This window comes from Sorangium sp. So ce185 (assembly GCF_051526825.1).
GTDB classification, from domain to species: Bacteria; Myxococcota_A; Polyangia; order Polyangiales; family Polyangiaceae; genus Sorangium; species Sorangium cellulosum_D.
Window position 1 is genome coordinate 9,332,591 of record NZ_CP150316.1, and the last position, 20,030, is coordinate 9,352,620.

Annotated in this window: 15 protein-coding genes; 12 read left to right on the top strand and 3 right to left on the bottom strand. The window is 71.7% G+C overall.

Features of this window, described 5'->3' with window-relative positions; all coding sequences use genetic code 11:
- Positions 1-12 precede the first annotated feature (12 nt).
- From WMF26_RS34145 to WMF26_RS34170, 6 genes are all read left to right on the top strand, one after another.
- Positions 13-477, top strand: coding sequence for a PaaI family thioesterase (locus WMF26_RS34145; protein WP_020738671.1), 465 nt, complete (start codon positions 13-15; stop codon positions 475-477).
- Positions 478-708: 231 nt separating this feature from the next.
- Positions 709-1,425 (top strand): hypothetical protein, encoded by a 717-nt coding sequence (locus tag WMF26_RS34150; protein ID WP_437332483.1) that lies wholly within the window; start codon positions 709-711, stop codon positions 1,423-1,425.
- Between the two features lie 435 nt (positions 1,426-1,860).
- Complete coding sequence (locus tag WMF26_RS34155; protein ID WP_020738673.1) at positions 1,861-2,235, top strand: response regulator; 375 nt, start codon at positions 1,861-1,863, stop codon at positions 2,233-2,235.
- Positions 2,232-3,278, top strand: a complete 1,047-nt coding sequence (locus WMF26_RS34160; protein WP_437996145.1) for a response regulator — start codon at positions 2,232-2,234, stop codon at positions 3,276-3,278. The genes WMF26_RS34155 and WMF26_RS34160 overlap by 4 nt, the downstream gene beginning before the upstream one ends.
- A gap of 110 nt (positions 3,279-3,388) precedes the next feature.
- Positions 3,389-7,039 carry a hybrid sensor histidine kinase/response regulator gene (locus tag WMF26_RS34165; protein WP_437996146.1) on the top strand — a complete coding sequence of 1,217 codons (3,651 nt, stop codon included), beginning with the start codon at positions 3,389-3,391 and terminating at the stop codon, positions 7,037-7,039.
- Positions 7,040-7,151: 112 nt separating this feature from the next.
- The gene (locus tag WMF26_RS34170) at positions 7,152-7,511 is read left to right on the top strand and encodes an S-adenosylmethionine decarboxylase family protein (protein ID WP_437950340.1); all 360 of its coding nucleotides are present in this window, start codon (positions 7,152-7,154) and stop codon (positions 7,509-7,511) included.
- A gap of 54 nt (positions 7,512-7,565) precedes the next feature.
- On the opposite strand, the gene WMF26_RS34175 is transcribed toward WMF26_RS34170, so the two are convergent.
- Together WMF26_RS34175 and WMF26_RS34180 are read right to left on the bottom strand one after the other, a co-directional pair.
- Positions 7,566-8,990, bottom strand: coding sequence for a peptide MFS transporter (locus WMF26_RS34175; protein WP_437996147.1), 1,425 nt, complete (start codon positions 8,988-8,990; stop codon positions 7,566-7,568).
- 89 nt (positions 8,991-9,079) lie between these two features.
- Entirely contained in the window at positions 9,080-9,271 is a 192-nt protein-coding gene (locus WMF26_RS34180) for a hypothetical protein (protein WP_437996148.1), read from the bottom strand.
- A 177-nt stretch (positions 9,272-9,448) separates the two neighbouring features.
- Between WMF26_RS34180 and WMF26_RS34185 the strand changes: the two genes are divergently transcribed.
- Both WMF26_RS34185 and WMF26_RS34190 read left to right on the top strand, forming a co-directional pair.
- Positions 9,449-10,597: a hypothetical protein gene (locus tag WMF26_RS34185; RefSeq protein WP_437996149.1), complete on the top strand. Its 1,149-nt coding sequence runs from the start codon at positions 9,449-9,451 to the stop codon at positions 10,595-10,597.
- A gap of 360 nt (positions 10,598-10,957) precedes the next feature.
- On the top strand, positions 10,958-12,373 hold the full coding sequence (locus tag WMF26_RS34190; RefSeq protein WP_437996150.1) for a proteinase inhibitor: 1,416 nt from the start codon (positions 10,958-10,960) through the stop codon (positions 12,371-12,373).
- Positions 12,374-12,439: 66 nt separating this feature from the next.
- Here WMF26_RS34190 and WMF26_RS34195 read toward each other — a convergent pair whose 3' ends face one another.
- A complete protein-coding gene (locus tag WMF26_RS34195) occupies positions 12,440-14,245 on the bottom strand; it encodes a hypothetical protein (protein ID WP_437996151.1) in 1,806 nt (601 codons plus the stop codon).
- A 438-nt stretch (positions 14,246-14,683) separates the two neighbouring features.
- Here WMF26_RS34195 and WMF26_RS34200 point away from each other — a divergent pair, with 438 nt between their 5' ends.
- The 4 genes from WMF26_RS34200 (at position 14,684) to WMF26_RS34215 (ending at position 19,992) form a co-directional block, all read left to right on the top strand.
- Positions 14,684-15,232, top strand: a complete 549-nt coding sequence (locus WMF26_RS34200; protein WP_437996152.1) for a tetratricopeptide repeat protein — start codon at positions 14,684-14,686, stop codon at positions 15,230-15,232.
- Positions 15,233-15,391: 159 nt separating this feature from the next.
- Entirely contained in the window at positions 15,392-16,708 is a 1,317-nt protein-coding gene (locus WMF26_RS34205; protein ID WP_437996153.1) for an endo-1,4-beta-glucanase, read from the top strand.
- 311 nt (positions 16,709-17,019) lie between these two features.
- Entirely contained in the window at positions 17,020-18,441 is a 1,422-nt protein-coding gene (locus tag WMF26_RS34210) for a hypothetical protein (RefSeq protein WP_437996154.1), read from the top strand.
- Positions 18,442-18,708: 267 nt separating this feature from the next.
- Complete coding sequence (locus tag WMF26_RS34215; protein ID WP_437996155.1) at positions 18,709-19,992, top strand: SGNH/GDSL hydrolase family protein; 1,284 nt, start codon at positions 18,709-18,711, stop codon at positions 19,990-19,992.
- The last annotated feature ends 38 nt before the right edge of the window (positions 19,993-20,030 follow it).

Consider the following 20,030-nt stretch of genomic DNA (forward strand, 5'->3'; position numbering starts at 1 on the left):
GGGGGGCAGCCGGTGAGCGGAGCCGCGAGCCTGCAGGACCGGTACGCGCCAGAGAGCCGGTGCTTCGGGTGCGGGCCCGCGAACGACAAGGGGCTCCGGCTGAAGAGCCGCGTCGAGGGCGACGCGGTGGTCTGCGACTTCACGCCGGAGCCCCACCACGAGGCGTTCCCCGGGATGGTCAACGGCGGCATCCTCGGGGCGCTGCTCGACTGCCACTCGAACTGGACCGCGGCCCACCACCTCATGCAGGCGCGGGGGGCCGACGCGCCGCCGTGCACGGTGACGGCGGACTTCCACGTGAAGCTGAAGAAGCCGACGCCGCTCGGCCCGGTGCGCCTGCGGGCGCAGGTCGCGGAGGCCGAGGGCGACCGCGTGGTGGTCGAGGCGACCCTGGAGGCGGGGGGCCGGGTCACGGCGACGTGCCGCGGGACGTTCGTGGCCGTCAAGGAAGGGCACCCGGCCTTCCACCGCTGGTAGGCCGGCGGCCTCGCGGCGCCGCGCCGTGAGCGGCCGGCGGCCTCGCGCGCCGCCCCCCGCCCGTCCGCGACCGAGAAGGCGGTGCTCGCCGCCTCCGTGGCACACGCGATGCTCCGCGCCCCCGCGAGCGGCGTCCCCGGGCAGATCGCGCGGCGCGGGCCGCGCAGCGCGGATCGTGGCGCGCGGATCGGCTCCGCCGCCTCGCGGCGCCGCGAACGAGGAGGATCCGCAATGAAGGCAAACACGGGGTTCGCGGTCGCCGCGGCCGCGCTCGTCGCGCTGTGCGCGCGCGTCGCCTCGGCGCAGGACTACGAGGGCGAGGTCCCGCCGAGCTACCTGAGCTCGCCCCTCAGGGCGCCGGGCAACGCGCTCGAGCTCGGGGTCGGCGCCGGGTACACGCAGGGGTTCGGCGACATCGGGAGCGAGCGGCGCATCCGCGACGTGTCGGGCCCCGGCGCCGGCGTCGCCGTGAAGCTCGGCTACCGCGCGACGCCGAAGCTCGGCCTCGGCCTGACGTCGAGCTACGAGCAGTACATGGCCATGGGCCCGGACCGGCGCGACACCGACGTCCGCGGCCTGACCGCGGGCGCCGAGGCGAGGTTCCACCTCGCGCCGTTCCAGCGCATCGACCCGGTGATCGCGCTCGGCAGCGGCTACCGCGCCCTCTGGACGGCGGCGCCCGGCCAGGAGCGCGACACGCTCACCCACGGCGTCGAGCTCGCGCGCCTCACCGCGACGATCGATGTCCGCATGTCGGACAGCGTGGCGCTCGGCCCGTCGATCGGCGGCGGGCTCAACGTCTTCTTCCTGGAGCGCGCCGGCGGCGCGAGCGCCGCCCACGAGGTCCGGGGCAGCCGCGTGAACAGCTTCGTGTTCGCGGGGCTCGAGGGGCGCTTCGACCTCGGCGGCCAGCGCGTGCGGCAGATCGTCGAGATCGCGCGGCGCTGAGCGACCGAGGCGCGGCGCGCTCCGGCAGCGTACGTCCCGAATCCACTCCTCCCTCTGCGACAGGCCATCTCGTGGCCTCGCCGCGCTCTCCATCATCGCTCGACACGTGCTGGACACAACGCTGCTCCCCTCCCAGGAGAGGCTCGGGGCGCGGACATTCGCTCTCCGAGCAGCACGCCTCTGGCGAGGGCAAACACCGATTTCTATGGATCCCCAAAAACCGATACCGTAACGTACGAAACATCGAATCGACGAAGGCGGCGCGGACGGGGGACACGACCGCTCAGGGGCTCTTCTAGGCGGACTGGCTTCCTGCCGGCGCGGCGCTCGGGGGCGGCGCGGGGCGCCGCCTCGGCCGCGCGCCTGCGCGAGCGGCGGCCGCGCTCATCGTCGGGCGGGGCGCCGCGGGGATCTTGCTTTCAAGGGGGGGACCTCATGACCACCATTCTCCTCGTCGAAGACAACGAGATGAACCGTGACATGTTATCGCGACGCCTGCTCCGCCGTGGATACGCCGTGGTGACCGCCGTGGACGGCGAGTCGGGGGTGGAGCTGGCGCGGGCCGCGCGGCCGCAGCTGATCCTCATGGACGTCGGCCTGCCCAACATCGACGGCCTCGAGGCGACGCGCCGCCTCAAGGGGGACACGCGCACCAGGGACATCCCCATCATCGTCCTCACCGCCCATGCGATGAGCAGCGATCGAGAGCAGGCCATCGAGGCGGGCGGCGACGACTACGACATCAAGCCCGTCGAGATCGAGCGCCTCGACGCCAAGATCCAGACGCTGCTCGCCCGGGAGTCGCCGTGAAGCGCCCGGCCGATCCCCTCGCCGGCCGCGGCGCCCCGAGCGACAGGCCCGGCAGGCAGGAGCTCTGGAGATCGCTCATCGCGCACCTCCGCCACGAGCTCCGCACCTCGCTCACCGCGATCGTCGGCTACGGCGACCACCTCCTCGAGTGCCTGCCGCTCGACGCGCCGACGAGCACCTTCGACGCGCTCAACGGGCTCCGCGGCATCGGGGCCTCCGTGCTCGCCCAGGTGAACGAGCGCATCTCCGAGGAGGCGCTCGGCGGCCGCGACTCGCAGGCGCTGCTCCGCAGCCTGCGCGAGCTCAACGACGCCACCGAGCCGCACACGAGCAAGATCGAGCCGCTCTGCGCCGAGCTGCTCTCCCGGTTCGAGCGCGAGGAGCGGTTCGCGCTGATTCCCATCCTCTGCAGGATCCAGGCGGCGGGGGTGATGCTGCGCAACCTCATCGCGGGCTACTCGCAGAGCGGCCTCCCGAAGGCCCCGTGGCTCGGGCTGCCGCCGGTCCAGGACGAGGCTCCCCTCCCCGCGCCCACCTCCCCGGCCAGGGCCGGGAGCCTCGGCGGGCGCCTGCTCGTCGTCGACGACAACTCCGTGAACCGCGACATGCTGAGCGCGTGCCTCGAGCGGCGGGGGTACGAGGTGGACCAGGCGCCCGGCGGGCGCACGGCGCTGCAGCTCATCCGCGAGAACGACTACGACCTGATCCTGCTCGATCTCGTCATGCCGGACCTGAGCGGCCTCGACGTCCTGGAGAAGCTGCGGGACGAGGGGCGCCTCGGCCTCGCCCCGGTGGTCCTGCTCTCCGCGTCCGACAAGCTCGGCGACGTGGCGCGCGGCATCGAGTGCGGCGCCGAGGACTACGTGACAAAGCCGTTCAACATGGTCCTGCTCCAGGCGCGCATCCGCGCCTGCCTCGAGCTCAAGCGGCTCAGGCAATGCGAGGAGGCCTATGTCACCCTGCTCCGGGAGCACCAGGCGCGCGCCGAGGAGGCGCAGCGCGGGGCGGCGCGGGGCGGCGCGGGCGAGCAGGGCGGGGGCTGAGCGAGGGGCCGCGCCGGCCGGGGCGCGCGCGGGGCGCTTCACAGGCGAAGTACCGTGAACACGAGTGCGCCTGTCCGGGGCGTGTGCGGACAGGCGCGGAGCGGCGAGCCATGCAGGTCATCCACACCATCGTCAGGGAGAGGCGCGCGTACAACAGCTGGGTCGCCAACGAGACCATGGAGGACTACTCCCTCCGCTACGCGCCGAGGTCGTTCCGGAAATGGTCCCCGGCGCTCCTCGCCAACACGGCGCTCGGCGGGATCTCGTTCCTCGCGCTCGAGGCCATCGGCGCCTCGCTGATCGTCAGTTACGGGTTCACGAACTCGGTCTGGGCGATCCTCGTCTCCAGCGCCATCATCTTCCTCACGGGACTGCCGATCTCGTACTACTCGGCGACGTACAACCTCGACATGGACCTCCTCACGCGGGGCGCGGGGTTCGGCTACATCGGCTCGACGATCACGTCGGTCATCTACGCGTCGTTCACGTTCATCTTCTTCGCCCTCGAGGCCGCCATCATGGCGCAGGCCCTCGAGCTCTACTTCGGGTTGCCGCTCGTGCCCGGGTACCTCCTGTGCTCGGCGGTGATCATCCCGCTCGTGCTCTTCGGCGTGACCCTGATCAACAAGTTCCAGCTCTGGACCCAGCCGCTGTGGCTCGCGCTCATGGCGCTGCCGTTCGTCTTCGTGCTCCACAAGGACCCGGAGGCGCTGTCCGGCTGGACCAGCTTCGCCGGCAGGTCGGAGGGCGGCGATCGGTTCGACCCGGTCCTCTTCGGCCTCGCGGCCAGCGTGAGCTTCTCCCTCATCGTGCAGATCGGCGAGCAGGTGGATTACCTGCGGTTCATGCCGGACAGGACGCGATCGAACCGCCGCCTCTGGTGGACCGCGCTGATCCTGGCGGGCCCCGGGTGGATCCTGCTCGGCGGCGCCAAGCAGCTGGCCGGCGGCTTCCTCGCGTCGCTCGCGGTGCGGCAGGGCTCGAGCGTGGACGCGGCGCTCCGGCCGGTGGTGATGTACCTCGCCGGCTACGAGCACGTCTTCTCGAACCGCGGCGTCGTCCTCCTCGCGGCGATGGCGTTCGTCGTCGTCTCGCAGCTCAAGATCAACGTCACCAACGCCTACGCCGGGTCGCTCGCGTGGTCCAACTTCTTCTCGCGGCTCACGCACCGCCACCCCGGCCGCGTCGTGTGGCTCGTGTTCAACGTCGCGATCGCGCTCCTCCTCATGATGTTCGGGGTCTTCCAGACCCTCGAGAAGGTGCTCGCGATCTACTCGAGCGTGGCGATCGCGTGGATCGGCGCGATCGTGGCCGACCTCGTCGTCAACAAGCCCCTCGGGCTGAGCCCGCGGTATATCGAGTTCAAGCGGGCGCACCTCTACGACGTGAACCCGGTGGGGGTCGGCGCGATGGGCGCGGGCGCCGCGGCCTCCATCCTCTGCTTCGCCGGGCTGTTCGGCCCCGCCGCCGCGGCGTACTCCTCGTTCATCGCGCTCGGCCTCGCGTTCGCGCTGTCCCCCGCCATCGCCTGGCTCACCCGGGGCAAGTACTACATCGCCCGCGAGAACACCCACTTCCCGAGCGACAAGGCCCCTGGGATCGCGCAGTGCTGCGTCTGCGAGCACGGCTACGAGCCGCAGGACATGGCGTACTGCCCCGTGTACGAGGGGGCGATCTGCTCGCTCTGCTGCACGCTGGACGCGCGCTGCCACGACGTCTGCAAGACGCCCCGGGCCGGGGTGTCCGCGCGCCGGGCGACGGCGCTCCGCGCCTTCGTGGCGGAGCGGCTGTCGGCGCGGCTCTCGTCGAGGCTCCTGCGCTTCGCGCTCGTGTTCGCCGCGATGGCGGGCGTCGTCGGGGCGCTCTTCGGGCTCTTCTACTGGAGCGCCGCCCTGACCGCCGAGGCGCGGCCCGAGGTCCTCGCCGCGTTCATCAAGCTCTACGCCGCGGTCGTGGTCCTCATCGGCGTCGGCGCGTGGTGGCTCGTCCTCTCGTGGGAGAGCCGGGAGCTCGTCGAGGAGGAGCTCGATCGGCAGAACGAGCAGCTCCAGCAGGAGATCGCCCTGCACAAGGAGACCGAGCAGGCGCTGTCCCAGGCGATGGAGCGGGCCGAGGTCGTGAACCGGCAGCTCTCGGAGGCCAAGACGCACGCGGAGGCCATGGCGCGGGCGGCCGAGCGCGCGAACCTGGCGAAGAGCCAGTTCGTCGCCAACATGAGCCACGAGCTGCGCACGCCGCTCAACGCGATCCTGGGCTACAGCGAGATGCTCCAGGAGGACGCGCTCGAGATCGGCAACCAGGCGTTCGTGGCGGACCTGAAGAAGATCCACCAGGCCGGCGCCCACCTCCTCGGCCTCATCAACGACGTCCTCGACCTGTCGAAGATCGAGGCGAGCCGGATGGAGCTCCACCCCGAGTCGTTCGACGTCCAGGTGCTGCTCGACGAGGTGACCTCGACCGTGCGCCCGCTGGTCGCGCAGCGCCGGAACACGCTCTCGATCCACCGCCCCGACGGCCCGATCACCCTGCACGCCGACCCGCGGAGGACGCGGCAGATCCTCTACAACCTGCTCAGCAACGCGGCGAAGTTCACCGCCGACGGCGCCGTGCGGGTGCGGGTCTCGGTCGAGCGCGAGGCCGGCCGGCCGGCGCTGGACCTCGAGGTCGAGGACGAGGGCATCGGGATGACGGAGGAGCAGCTGAAGCGGCTGTTCCAGCCGTTCGTCCAGGCCGACGCGTCGACCTCGCGCAGGTACGGCGGCACCGGGCTGGGCCTCATGATCACGAAGCGGCTGGTCGAGCTCATGGGCGGCGCGATCGAGGTGAAGAGCGAGGTCGGCAAGGGCTCCACGTTCCGCGTGCGGCTGCCGCTCGCGGCGCCGCCCGACGACGCCGCGGCGCGGGACGGCGCGGCGGACGGCCACGGTCGCGCGGGCGCCGAGGCGTGGGCGCCGGGCCGCGCGGACGCCCAGCGGCTCGTCCTCGTGGTGGACGACGACGCCACGGTGCGCGACCTGCTCAAGCGGCACATCGAGGCGCTCGGCCACCACGTGGCGCTCGCGCCGGGCGGGCGGGAGGGGCTGCGCCTCGCCGGCACGCTCTTCCCCGACGTGATCACGCTCGATCTCCTGATGCCCGAGATGGACGGCTGGCGGGTGCTCTCGGCTCTCAAGTCGACCCCGGCGCTCGCGTCGATCCCGGTGATCGTCATCTCGATCGTCGAGGAGCGGGGCATCGGCTACTCGCTCGGCGCCGCGGACTACATCACGAAGCCGGTGGAGCGCGAGGCGCTGGAGCGCGCGCTCGCGCGGTGCGCGCTCCGGAGCGGGCGCAGCCCGCGCGTCCTCGTGGTCGAGGACGACGCGCCGAGCCGGGAGGTGCTCGAGGGGATGCTGCGCAGGTCGGGCTGCGACGCGGTGTCGGCGGCGAACGGCCGGCTCGCGCTCGATCTGCTGGCGACCGACGCGGAGGCGCCCGACGCGGCCATCGTCGATCTGATGATGCCCGAGATGGACGGGTTCGAGCTGATCGAGCGGCTGCGCCTCCACGAGCACTGGCGCCGGATGCCGCTCATCGTGCTCACGGCCAAGGAGCTCACGGACGACGATCGCGCCCGGCTCCGGCTAGGCACCGAGCGGGTGTTCCAGAAGGGCGAGCTCGGCCTCCAGGAGCTCCTGGAGGAGGTCCGCGTCTGCGTCGAGGCCGCGGCGCAGGCCGGCGCCCCCCGGGCGCCCGCCCCGATCGGCGCGCCCCTGGCGTGAGCTCGCCGGCGCGCCCTCTCGGCTCGGGCCGCGCCGATTCCGGTCCCGCGCCGCCCGGCCTCGGCTATCCTCGGCGGCCAGCGCGGCGCCGCCGCTGCGCGCCTCGCCCACGATGCGGTTGTACGTCGCCCTCGCCCACTTCGAAGGCTGTCCCTTCGATTTCCTGAACAGCCCCACCGCGCTCCGCGGGGCGCTGGAGGCCGCGGTGGCCGCCGGGCCGTTCACCCTGCTCGAGATGGTGGTCGTCCCGTTCTCGCCGCAGGGCATCACCGCGTGCGCGGTCGTCAGCGAGTCGCACGTGGCGCTGCACTCCTGGCCCGAGTCGGGGCGGCTCTTCGTCGACGTCGCCTCGTGCAGCACGCTGGAGAGCGTCCGCCGCGCCGTCGCGGCCATCGGGGGCGCGCTGCCCGCGGGGCGGCTCGCCGTGCTCGACGAGCGGATCGTCGACCCCGACGGCGCGCGGGCGCCCTGACGCGGCGGCGCGCCCCCTCCCCGGGGGCGCCGCCGCGCCGCTCGGCGGTCCGTGTCAGTGGCTGCCGATGACCCGGCGGAGCGGCTTGTTGAACGCGAACATCGCGGCGCCGGCGCCGATGCCGAGGACGGTGAGGAGCAGGAAGAACATCTCCTTCGGCCAGCGCGTGTAGAAGATACCGATGTAGCCGCTCAGCGTGTTGCCGAAGAAGCTCGAGACGAACCACATGCCCATCATCATCGACACGATCCGCACCGGCGAGACCTTGGTCACGAGCGACAGGCCGATGGGCGACAGGTAGAGCTCGCCGATCGTGAGGAGCAGCGTGCAGAAGAGCGGCCAGAACAGGCTGCCCTTGCCGTCGCCGACCGCCTGCGCGCCGAGGATCATCACGATGAACGACAGCCCGAGGAGGGTGCAGCCGATCGCCATCTTCGACACGCTCGTCGGCTCGGTGCCGCGCTTCGCCTGCCAGCGCCAGAAGATGTCGAGGAGCGGGGCGAACAGGATGATGCAGAGCGGGTTCCACGACTGGAACCACGTCGAGGGGATCTGGAAGCCGAGGACGACGGGCCACGTGGTCTTCTCGTCGGCCCAGGTCTGCATCGTGTTGCCCTGCTGCTCGTAGACCGCCCAGAAGACGATATTGAGGGCGCAGAGCGCCACGAGCGCGCCGACGCGCTTCCACTCGTCGCTGGAGAGCGGCTGCTTCTCCTCGCCGGTCCCTTCAGCCGCCTTGGTGAGGTTGTCCTTGGCGAGGTACTTCTGCCCCATCAGGTAGACGACGAGCCCAAGGCACATCCCGACGCCCGCGGCGGCGAAGCCGTAATGCCAGCCGTAGACGGCGGCGAGCGTGCCGCACACGAAGTTGCAGATGAAGGCGCCGAGGTTGATGCCCATGTAGAAGATGGTGAAGGCGCCGTCGCGGCGCGGATCACCCTTCGGGTACAGGCTGCCGACCTGGGTCGAGATGTTGGGCTTGAACGCGCCGTTGCCGAGGATGAGCAGGAGCAGCGCGAGGAAGAACGAGTTCTCGAAGGCCATGACGAAGTGTCCGATGGCCATCAGGGCGCCGCCGATCACCACCGTCTTGCGCTGGCCCCACACCCGGTCGGCGAGGATGCCGCCGAAGAACGGGGTGAGGTAGACGAGGCCCGTGTACAGCCCGTAGAGAATGGACGCCTGCTCGGCGGGCGCGCTCGGGAGCAGGCCCCGGATGAACTCCCACGCGAACACCGTGGCCGGATCGCCAGGGACGAGGTCGCACGGCGGCGCGTGCTGGCGGCACCCCTGGTACGCCTCGCGCGCGGTGACGAACAGGTAGTTCGCCATATACAGCTTGAGGAGGCCGCGCATGCCGTAATACGAAAAGCGCTCCCACATCTCCGCGAAGAAGAGGATCACGAGCCCCGGCGGGTGCTTGAAGCGCCTCTCGAAAGCGGTGACGGGGAGGGCCGGCTCGGTTGCTTGCTCGCTCAATGCTGTCTCTCCACGAGCTGGGACCACGCTGCGTGGTCGTCGGGCGATGCAGGGGATGGTGGGGCCTGATGCCCCTCGGCATGCGGATGCTAGACGATCCGCGACGCCCACGTCACGCCCTTGTTGCGCACAGCGTCGACCCGGGTGAACCGGGTATCCACGTGGGCGGCCCCGCGGCGCGGCGGCGCCTCCCCGGCGTTCCAGGCCGTCGGGGCGCGCCGGATGGCCCGCGCCGCCCTGCGCCCGAGCAGCGGCCATAGCGCCGGCGCGGCGGCGGTCAAGGCGGCCGAGCGGCGCCGGCCGGCGCCGTGGTCAGTCGCGCCGCGAGCGCCGCGCGGCCGCGCGCTCCGCCCTGGCCGCGCGAGGCCGCGCTCGTCGACGACGGGAGATCCGATCGAGCGGTGGAGATCGGCAGTCGAGGCTTCCGGTGAGGCGCCGCCGGTCGCAGGTGACGCGTGATGCGAACTTCAAAGCTCCGCTCCGTCCCGAGAGATAGGACCCGTACGTCGAGCCTCCGCTGGATTCCCCTCCTCTGGACTCCTCTCCTCCCTGCCTGCGCCGGACTCGAGCCCTCGCCGCCCGCGGCGTGCGCGCCGGGCGAGGAGCTCTTCCGGGGCCGGTGCGTCCACCCCGCCGCCCGCTACGAGCCTGAAGAGCGCATCGACCGGGACAACGTCGTCGCGTTCGGCGCGCCGCTCACCCGGCTCCGGCTGCCGGAGCCGCCGCGCAGCGGCTTCAGGATCATCGCGCCGCCGCGGACCCTCGCGCCCGGCGAGGAGGCGCTGTTCTGCCTCTCATGGCCCTTCCCTGCCCTCGTGAACGAGACCGTCCACGCGGCGCGCCTCTACACGACGGCCGGGCTGCACCACAGCAACGTCATCGCCAAGCCGGTGAATCCGTCGTACGGGCCGAACCCCTACCCGGACTGCCATCCTGGCGCCGACGACGCCTTTGGCGCGCTGCCGGCGGTCATCCCGGACGTCCTCTTCGCGAGCTCCACCCAGGTCGTCGGCGACGAGACGCTCGTCTTCCCCGAGGGGATGGGCTTCACCCTGGACACGACCCGCGAGATCGCGACGAGCGTCCACCTGCTCAACACGTCGGCCGAGCCCGAGGTCGTCGAGCTCGCCTACGACTTCTTCACCATGCCCCTGTCGGAGCGCACGGAAGAGCTCGTGCCGTTCGTCATGAACGTGAACGACTTCCTCGTTCCGCCGCGCGCCACCCGGACCGTCGGCGCCACGTGCTCGACGTTCGGGGGGAACATCGTGTCTCTCATGCCCCACACGCACCGTTACGCCGAGGCCTTCGACGTGGATGTCGTCCGCGAGGGCGGCGGCGAGGCGCGCGTCTACGAGGGCGGGGCGTTCGACCTGGAGGGCGACATCGAGGTCTACCGGCCGGCGATCGCGCTCGAGGAGGGCGACTCGCTCCGGTACGCGTGCAGGTTCCGGAACACGTCGGACCACGATCTCACCTTCGGCTTCGGCGACAACGAGATGTGCACGCTGTTCGGGTACATGTACCCGCCGGAGAAGCAGCTCGCGGCGGTGTCGCTGCGCGACGGAGAGCCGTGCCTGTCGTTCGGCATCGGCGCGCTCCGGTGAGGGGCCGGCGCCGCCCGGCCGCTGCTCCCCGCAGCGGGGAGCGCCGTTCCGCCCCGCAGCATCGCGCCGCACAGGGGCGAGCTGCGCCGGCGACGCCCGCCTCCCGTCGCTGAAGCGCCTCGGACCGGCCCTGCGTGGTTCCCGGACAAGGCGCGGCGTGCCCCGGCACACGTCCGGCATGCCCCCGATCCGGGCATCGACGGACATAAATTGTTTTTTATATTACATAATACTCACAAAACCATGTACCAAGATTGCACAATCATGAACAAACGATACACATCGATATGCTCCCCGGGCGGTCCGGTGAGCTAGACCACGTTCACCTTCGCTCGAAGGTCCACGTTCAGGAGATTCACCGTGAAGCGAGAGCTCCTCCGTTCACCGCACGCGATGCTGGTCGCAGCGCTCCTCGTCTCGGCCTTCGGAGGGCTGGGCGCCTGCCAGAGCAGCGAAGACGACGACGCCTCGGGGGCGCCAGAGGCCTCCGGGTCGCCCGGGCGTTGCGTCTACACGAGCGCCTTCAGCCAGGCCGAGGAGTGCCGCGAGTACACCGGCCGAGGCTGGACCGCGGAGGCCGCCGAGGCCGACTGCAAGGCGCTCCAGGGCTCCACCTTCACCGGCGGCGAGAGCTGCGGCTACCCGGAGACGCTCGGCCGATGCGTGCTCGGCGGCGGGACCGACGACGCGTACGCCATCGTCTTCCCCGGCGGCGACGCGAGCCAGTGCGCCGCCACCCAGCGCGGCTGCGAGATGTTCGGCGGCGGCAAGTTCGAGCCCGACGCCTGCGAGGCCGCGACCGAAGACCCCGGCATCGGCACGGGCGGCGCCGTCTTCCAGTGGCCCGAGCTGGTCTGCGTCGAGCCGGAGGCCGGCGAGCCGGCCGGACAGAGCGACGGCAAGGTCTGCACGTTCGGCGCGATCTCGGGCTGCACCGAGCCGGGCCGCCGGTTCACCGATTACGCGTCGTGCGAGCCGGTCCTCACGCAGCGCCCGTACTGGCCCGCGCCGCCCTCGGAGTACAAGACCCCGAGCGATGATCCGCGCCTGTCCGATCCGGAATGGCTCGCCGAGCTCGCCTGGGTCACGGAGCAGACCGAGGCGTGCGGGTGCGTGTGCTGTCACTCGGAGAACACCGCGCCCGCGGGGCCGTCGAACTGGTACATCGAGGCCGGGCCGATCTGGACCGACAGCTTCAATCCGTCGGGCCTCGCGCTGGCCGCCGGCTGGGTCTCCTCGGCGGCGCTCGGCGCCTATCCGCCGGACCAGAACAACGGCTTCTCCCGCGACGTCGCCGGCCTCCCCACCACCGACCCGGCGCGCATGGTCGCGTTCTTCGAGGGCGAGCTCGAGCGCCGCGGGTTCACGAGGGAGGATTTCGCGGACATGACCCCGTTCGGCGGGCCCATCTATGAACAGAGCCTTTACGAGCCGAGCGACTGCGCGGCGGGCGAAGGCGTGGACGCCGCGGGCAAGGTCACCTGGGCGGGCGGCGGCGCCCGCTACGTCTACGTCATGTCGGCGGACGCCGCGAACCCGGGCGCGCCCCCCAACCTCGACCTGCCCGAGGGGACGATCTGGCGGCTCGACGTGCCCTCGAGCGCCGAGCCCATGAAGAGCGGTATCGCCTACGGCGAGGTCCCCGCGAGCACGAAGCAGGGCTATCCCGCCGACGGGACCCCCGAGGAGCTCGTCCCGGGCACGAAATACTATCTGTACGTGCTGGCAGACGTCGGCATCCCGATCACGCGGTGCCTGTTCGAGATCTCGCCCTGAGAGGGAGCGCCGGAGCGCGGCGCCCCTCCCTCTCCGCGCGTCGAGGCCGTTGACGCTTACCCGGCGTCAGCCCGCGGATTCACCGCCGGCGCCGCCGCTCCCCGCAGCGCCGCCGCCGGCGCCGCCGCTCCCCGCAGCGCCACCGCCGGCGCCGCCGCTCCCCGCATCTCCACCGCCCTCGCCGAATCCGCCGACGCCCCCACCGCCCTCGCCGAATCCGCCGACGCCTCCACCGCCCTCGCCGAGTCCGCCCTCACCTTTACCGCCCTCGCCGAATCCGCCTTCGCCTCCACCGCCGACGCCTCCACCGCCCGCGCCGACGCCCCAGCCGCAGTCCTGGGGATAGCCGCAGTAGCCGCCGCAATCGATCTGGGGAGGAATGCAGAGCTGCGGCTGCTCGCGGTTCCTCTCCAGGTCCTCCGGCAGGAACTTGAGGTGCTCGGTGATCCAGGCGTCCAGCGCCTCGTAGCGCTCCTCGTCGCCCGGACGGAGCATCCCCTCGTCCGACAGCTGCTCGTAGATGCCCTTCAGCACCGCGTTCGGATCGAGCGCCGCGAAATCCTCGATCACGTCCTCGCACATCGCGATCGTGTCGGCCCAGCAGGCCGTATCGCTCTGGCACCCGCGCGCCAGCGCGTTCCCGCCGGCCAGGGGGACCTGCGGATACCAGCTCTGCCCCAGGCTGATGTCGACCGAGTACGGCAGGTACTGGAACAGGCCATCGGCCCGCTCGACGAGCACGACGTTGTTGCTGTTGTGGATCGCGTCGTCCCCGGTGGCGAGCACCCACGAGAGGCACTGGAACCGGTGGAACGCCGGCCAGTCGATCCAGCCCTCGAGCGCGGCCTTGTAGCCCTCTCCCGGCGGCGTGTCGGCGATCGCCTGCTCGAGCTCCTTCGCGCGGGTGTTGTCGCACGTCTTCAGCTGGCAGTTCGCCGGGTCGTCGAAGATGCTGCCGCCGGGGATCACCACGTCAATCGGCTTCGGGATCCAGCCGCCCCCCGGGATGTTGCCGGCGAAGTCCCCGACGAACTCCCACATGTTGGCGCAGCCGCCGCCGAGCTTGTCCCCGACGCGCTCGCAGAACGCCTTCTTGTAGCGCTCGACCACGATGTAAGGGATCGACACCGCCGGCCCCCAGACGTTGCTCGAGACCCAGGCGTAGTTGGTCAGGGGGGCCGGGTAATCGAGGCGCGCATAGAGCTCGAGCGTGAAGCGCTCGCGGAAGATGGTGCCGACCTGGCCGTTGTTGAAGCGCACGTGCTCGAACCCGCCGAGCCGCTGCTTCTCGACGAACTCGTCCGCGTCGATGTTGAGGTTGGGAATGGTCCGCTTCGTCCAGGGCCGCATCGTCGACTGCCCGGCGATCCCCACCTGGACCTTGCCGTAATCGGCCGTCTTGCCCTCGGCGCCGGCCGTCGTCACCCACAGGTGATCCACGAAGGTCGCGTCTTCCCCGGTCGGTGAGTAGATATCCCCGAACCCCGGCCTCGCGATGGGGCCCGGGCCGCCCTCGAGCCCATCGTTCATGATCTCGAGCTGCTCTTCCGAGACGGCGAGCCAGTAGCGATTGCCGATGGTGCCGAAGACGTCGAGCGCGAGATCGGCCACCTCGGTGTCCGCGACGGGCGCCCCCGGGAACTCCTCTGCGGGCGCGCCGCCGTCGCCGCCGTCGCCGCCATCGCCGCCGCCGCCGCCGCCGCCGGCCCCGCCCTCCCCGTTCGTGTAATAGTAGTTGTTGATGGTGTCCGGCGGATCGGCGCAGCCCGCGAGGAGGATGGCAGACGGGATGACCGAGAAGGCGAACAGCGAAATCGCTCGCGTGCGGAACGACCGAGACCGAGCCGAAAGAGACGGTAGCTGAGAGGGCATGAGTGCAACCTTTCCGCTACACGCCCACTGCAAAAATCATACCGTCCGTGGCAAATTGTGACAGCGACGGTGGCGATGCTCCGGGGCCATGCCGGCCCCGCAGATCCGGTGAGGTCTTCGAGGAGCTCGCCCCGCGCGCCCCGCGCACCGCGCGGCGCGCGGCCTTCGCCCCCTCATGACACGGGGATCAGATCCTGGCACACTCCCCCGGAGTTGCGGCCATCTGTGCCAGCTCGCGATCCGACAGCGCAAGTCCCTCAACGCGCTTCCAGCGCGCGGCCCTCGCGCGGCGCACAGCCCACCTCGATGGCCTGTTCCGAGGACGGCTCGATCCACGGCCCGCGAGCCCTCCTGGCCTGATCGAGCGCGCCCGCGCCGCCGCCCCGCCGCCCGAGCGACGGCTACCGCCGGCCGCGCCCGCGCGCTACGTTCGCCGCCGTGGACGCACATCGACCGTCCGGCACCCGCCGCGCGCTGCTCATCGGCCTCCCCCTCGCCGCGCTCGCCGTGGCGGGCTTCCTCGCGCTCGGCCGCGACGAGCGCCCCGCCCCGAAGGCGCGGCCGTCGAGCGCGGAGCCCAGCGAAGGCGCGAGGCCGCAGCGACGCGACGAGTCATCCGCCGTCCCCCCGGCGCCGCCGCCGGCCGCCGCCCCCGCGAGCGCCGCGGCACGGCAGCCCGACGCAGCGCCGGCGGCGCTGGACGCGGACCCCGAGGCCCGCGTCCTCGAGCGCATGCGCGCCGCGCTGACGAGCGACCCGGAGGAGGTGCTCCGGCTCGACGACGCGGCGTCGCGCGATCTCGGCGACAGCCCGCGCGCCGCCGAGCGCGGCCTGCTCCGCGTGCGGGCGCTCGTGCGCCTCGGCCGCGCCGGCGAGGCCCGCAGCCTCGCGGAAGACCTCATCGAGCGCTCTCCGGACGACCCCTCCGCCAGGAGCGCCGCCGCCTATATGGGGGTTCACCCCCGGCCGCGCGGCCCCTCGCGGTAAGGCGACATACCGCAGCTGCCGCACGGGAGAGGCGATGATCCCGCCTGGGCCGCTGTGACAAGCATGTTGTAGCCATGGCAGAACGTGGCGCGGCGAGTCACTGAACCGATTAAGATTTCGGGCTGGCTCGAACGTGCGTTTCTGGCGATAATCGGCCTCATGCGCAATTGGCTTCTTCTTGTTGGGGTTCTCCAGCTCGCCGCGGCGGGCCTCGGGTGCGGCGACGGGACGGGCGACGGCGGCGAGGGCGGCGCCGGCGGGGAGTCGGCGGACAACGGCCCGACCGGCAGCGGCTCCTGGGGCACCGCCGGGCCCACGGGCACGGGCGGCGGGCCCACGGGCACGGGCGCCGGCGCGCCCACGGGCGGGACCGCGAGCACGGGCGCCGGCGAGCCCGTGGGCAGCAGCACCAGCGGCGGCGGAGAGCCCAGCACCTGCACGGCGGCGGACGAATGTCCGTTCGAGGCCGGGGTGGAGATCGCCTGCCGCCTCCGCTTCATGTACGGCGTGAACTACGCGTGGCGCGACTTCGGCGCCGACTTCGGCGGTCAGTCCCGGTGGAGCCAGGCGGGCGTCTCGGGCAAGAAGGGCCAGGTGCTCTCCGACCTCCAGGACATGCGCGCCAACGGCGTCGACGTGGTCCGCTGGTGGATCTACCCCCGCTTCTACGGGGACCAGATCAACTTCGATGGGCAGGGCAACCCGACCGGGCTCGGCGGCACCTCGGCGCAGGACATCCTGGCGGCGCTCGAGCTCGCGGACCAGGCGCAGGTCAACGTGATGTTCACCCTGTTCTCCTTCGACGGCTTCTACAAGACGTCGCACAACCCGCCGGACGGCCTGACGGTCTGGAGCATGGGGCCGATCGTCGCGGACGCGGGCCGGCGGGCCAAGCTCATCGAGAACGTCGTCCGGCCGATCGCGAAGACGGTCGCGTCGAGCCCGCACCGCGGCCGCATGCTGGCCTGGGACGTCATCAACGAGCCCGAGTGGGCGATGACCGGGCCGAGCCTCTACGGCGGCGACCCGGCGTTCGAGGGGGACTCGAGCAAGTTCGATCTCGTCACGCACCAGCAGATGGAGGCGCTCGCCAAGGAGTCGGCCGCGGTGCTGCGGGAGGAGACCGGCGCGCCCGTGAGCGTCGGCAGCGCCGCGATCAAGTGGGGTCAGGCGTGGACCCGCGCGGACGTCGACTTCTACCAGGTCCACATGTACGGCTGGGTCAACGACTACTTCCCGTACGACAAGCCCCTGTCCGAGTACAACCTCACGGACAAGCCGGTCGTCATGGGCGAGTTCCCCATCAACATGGCCGAGATGGACGTGGGCTACGACAAGTTCGTGGGCGACCTCTTCAACATGGGGTATGCGGGCGCGATGTCCTGGTCGGTGACCGACGCGAACTTCCCCTGGTCGTCCAACAAGACGCGCGTGAAGGCGTTCGCCGATCAGCACCCCTGCGAGACGCGGTACTGAGCGCCGGGCGAGCGCCGCCGTCCACGGCGAACCTGGTTGTCACGCCGGCGCGCCGAGCTCGTCCTAGATGAGCTCGGCCGCGCTCGCGTGACAGCTTGCCCCAGCGTGTGGCGCGTTGGCGCATCGCCGCGCGCGGCGCGTGAGCCGCGGCCCGCGATCGGGCCGCCGAGGCCGTCGCGCGGCGCGCTGGCGCTCGTCCTCCGTCTCCTCTGGGCACGTCGGTTGCTGGGCAAGTAGGCCCGCTGCTCACGGAGGTGTTCGCCTGTGTGAGCCACGAGCGTTGTTAACCAGCACCCACCAAGGAGAGCGACATGGCACGAGATCGCTACGACAACCGAGGCTTCCGTGACCAGGGGGCGCGCGACGACTGGCGCCACCGGGAAGAGCAGGGGCGCTTTCCAGGGAGCTACGATCAGCGCGGCTTCCGCGGCCACGAGGAGGAGGGGGACGCGTTCGAACGAGGCTCGTACAGCCGCGGCAACTACGCGAACCAGAGCGGCGGCAGCCGGCAAGGCGAGCTGGGCCAGGCGCCGCAGTACGGGCAGCCGCAGTACGGCCAGCAGGGGCGCGGCGAAGGCAGGGGCCCCTGGCAGGCGGGCGGCCAGCACGGCCAGGAGTACCGCGGCGGGTACGGCGGATACGGCGGGCGCGGGCAGGAGCAAGGCGGCTTCGGCGGGCGCGGCTACCGGGAGCACGAGGAGAGCCGCGCGTACGGACAGGACAGCCCCTCCTGGGAGCGGAGCGGCGGGCGCGGCGACCACTTCGGCGGTCGGGGCGCGGAGGACGAGCGCAGAGGGTTCGGCTCGGCGCAGCGAGGGCGCGACGAGAACCGCGGCTATCACGGCCGCGACGTGAACCGCGGGACCACCGGACAGGACGAGGGCCAGGGCCGCGGCTCGTACGGGCGCGACGACTACGGCCGCGACGATTACGGGCGCGAGGAGAACCAGCACCGCGGCTACGGGCGCGAGGAGGAGTACGAGCGCCACAGCTACCAGGGCCACAGCCAGGGCCGCGGCCATCAGGGGCGCGACGACTACCAGGGCCGCGGCTACCAGGGCCAGAGTCAGGGTCGCGACGACTACCAGGGCCGCGGCTATCAGGGTCGCGACGACTACCGGGGCCGCGGCTATCAGGGTCGCGACGATTACCAGGGCCGCGGTTATCAGGGTCGCGGCTATCAGGGTGGCGACGACACCCAAGACCGTGGCTATCAGGGCCGCGACGACCGCCAGGGTCGCGAGAGCTACGGCCGCGGCTACGGGCGACAGGACGAGTACCAGGGCGGCGGCTACGGGCGCGGCGAAGGCCAGCACCGCGGGTATCGAGGCGGCGACGAGCGCCAGAACCCCGGCCATTACGGCTGGGGCGACGAGCGCGGCGGGTTCAGCGGCCAGCGCGGTCGCGACGAGCACCAGCGCGCCGGCGGCCGGGGCTGGGAGGCAGAGCGCGGCGATCGCCGCGACCGCGACGAGGACCGCGGCTACCAGGGCCGCAGCGACGAGCGCGAGGGCCACGGTCGCGGCCAGGAGCGCGGCGGCCAGGGCGACATCTACAACCGCCCGGAGCGCCGGCCCGGGTTCGGCCGCTTCATGGGCGACGAGATCCCGCAGGGGTACTCGACCCGGGTCCACGAGCGCGACGACGTGCGCGCCTCGCAGGGCCGCGACCGCGCCTCCGCCGAGGAGGGCGGTCGCTCCGAGCACCAGAACCAGAACCGGTCCTGGAACTGAGCGCCTCCGCGGCGATCCGTCGCGCTGGACGCGCTCCCCTCCCCGCCCCCGGCGCGCAAACCACGCAGCGCTCCCGCCCCGCCTCCCCGCCCTCCTGTTCGAGTCCCCTCTTCCGGCGGCAGCGCCGCCCCTGGCTCACCCGACATCGTCGGAGCGCCCGCGCCAACCGATCTCCGCCTCTCCACGGCCGCATCACGGAGTCTGCACCGGTTTTCAGGGACAGATTGGTGTTGTGTGCGCCACGGACCTGCAGCATCCTCCGCCGCCATGAAGACAGCAGCTTATTCAACGTTCCCGAAGCTCGTTTCCGCCGTCTGCATCGCCTGGTCGGCGCTCGTGGGGTGCGGGGACGACGATCCGAACGGGGCGACGGGCAGCGGCGCCGGCTCATCGACCTCGACGACCAGCGCCTCGGGCGCGGGCGGCGACGGCGGCACGGGCGAGGGCGGCGCCGGCGAGGGCGGCGCAGGCGCGACGACGGCGTCGAGCACGAGCGGCACCGGCGGGAGCAACCCCTCCGGGGACACCATCCGCTTCATCGGGCGCTTCGACACCACGAAGCCCGAAGGCCCCCGCTTCTCCTGGGCCGGCAGCGCGATCGCCACGCGGTTCTCGGGGACGTCGATCAGCGTCCGCTTCAACGACGCGTCGACCGCGGCGCAGTCCAACTTCTTCCAGGTGGTGATCGACGGCGAGTCGAAGGGCGTCATCAAGGTCAACGCCGACGAGGAGCTCTACACGGTCGCCGAAGGGCTGCCCGCAGGCGAGCACGATCTCCTGCTCCACCGCCGGACCGAGCCGCTGGTCGGCGTGACGCAGTTCCTCGAGTTCGTCCCGGAGCAAGGCGGGGAGCTCCTGCCGGTCGCGCCCGCGCCCGAGCGCCGTATCGAGGTGATCGGCGACTCGATCTCCGCCGGTTACGGGATCGACGGAGCGGATGAGACGTGCAAGTTCACGAGCGACACGGAGAACAACTACCTCGCCTACAGCTCCATGATCGGCCGGCTGCTCGAGGCCGACACAACGATCGTCGCCTGGTCCGGCAGGGGCGTGGTCCGCAACTACGACGGTGAGATGGTGCCCACCATGCCGGAGATCTACGGCCGGACGATCGCCGACGAGGCGCAGCCCGCATGGGACTTCTCGTCCTGGGTCCCGCAGGTCGTCGTGATCAACCTCGGCACGAACGACTTCAGCATCAACGTCCCGGGCGACGCCGAGTTCCGTGAGCCGTTCACGAACGCCTATGAGGGCCTCGTCGACACGGTCAGGGAGAACTACCCCGAGGCGTACATCTTCTGCACCATCGGGCCCATGCTCAGCGACTCGTACCCGGAGGGCGCCGAGGCGCTCAGCAGGGCGCGCGACTACATCGGCCAGGTGGTGGAGGACCGGACCGCCGGCGGCGACGACCGGGTGCGCTTCCTCGAGTTCCCGCCGCACGACAAGGCGACGGACGGGCTCGGCTGCGACTGGCACCCGAGCGCGAAGAAGAACCGGGACATGGCCGAGCAGCTCGCCGACGCGATCAGCGAAGAGCTCGGCTGGTAAAGGTACGGCGCGGGGCGCAACGACACGACATCGCTCCT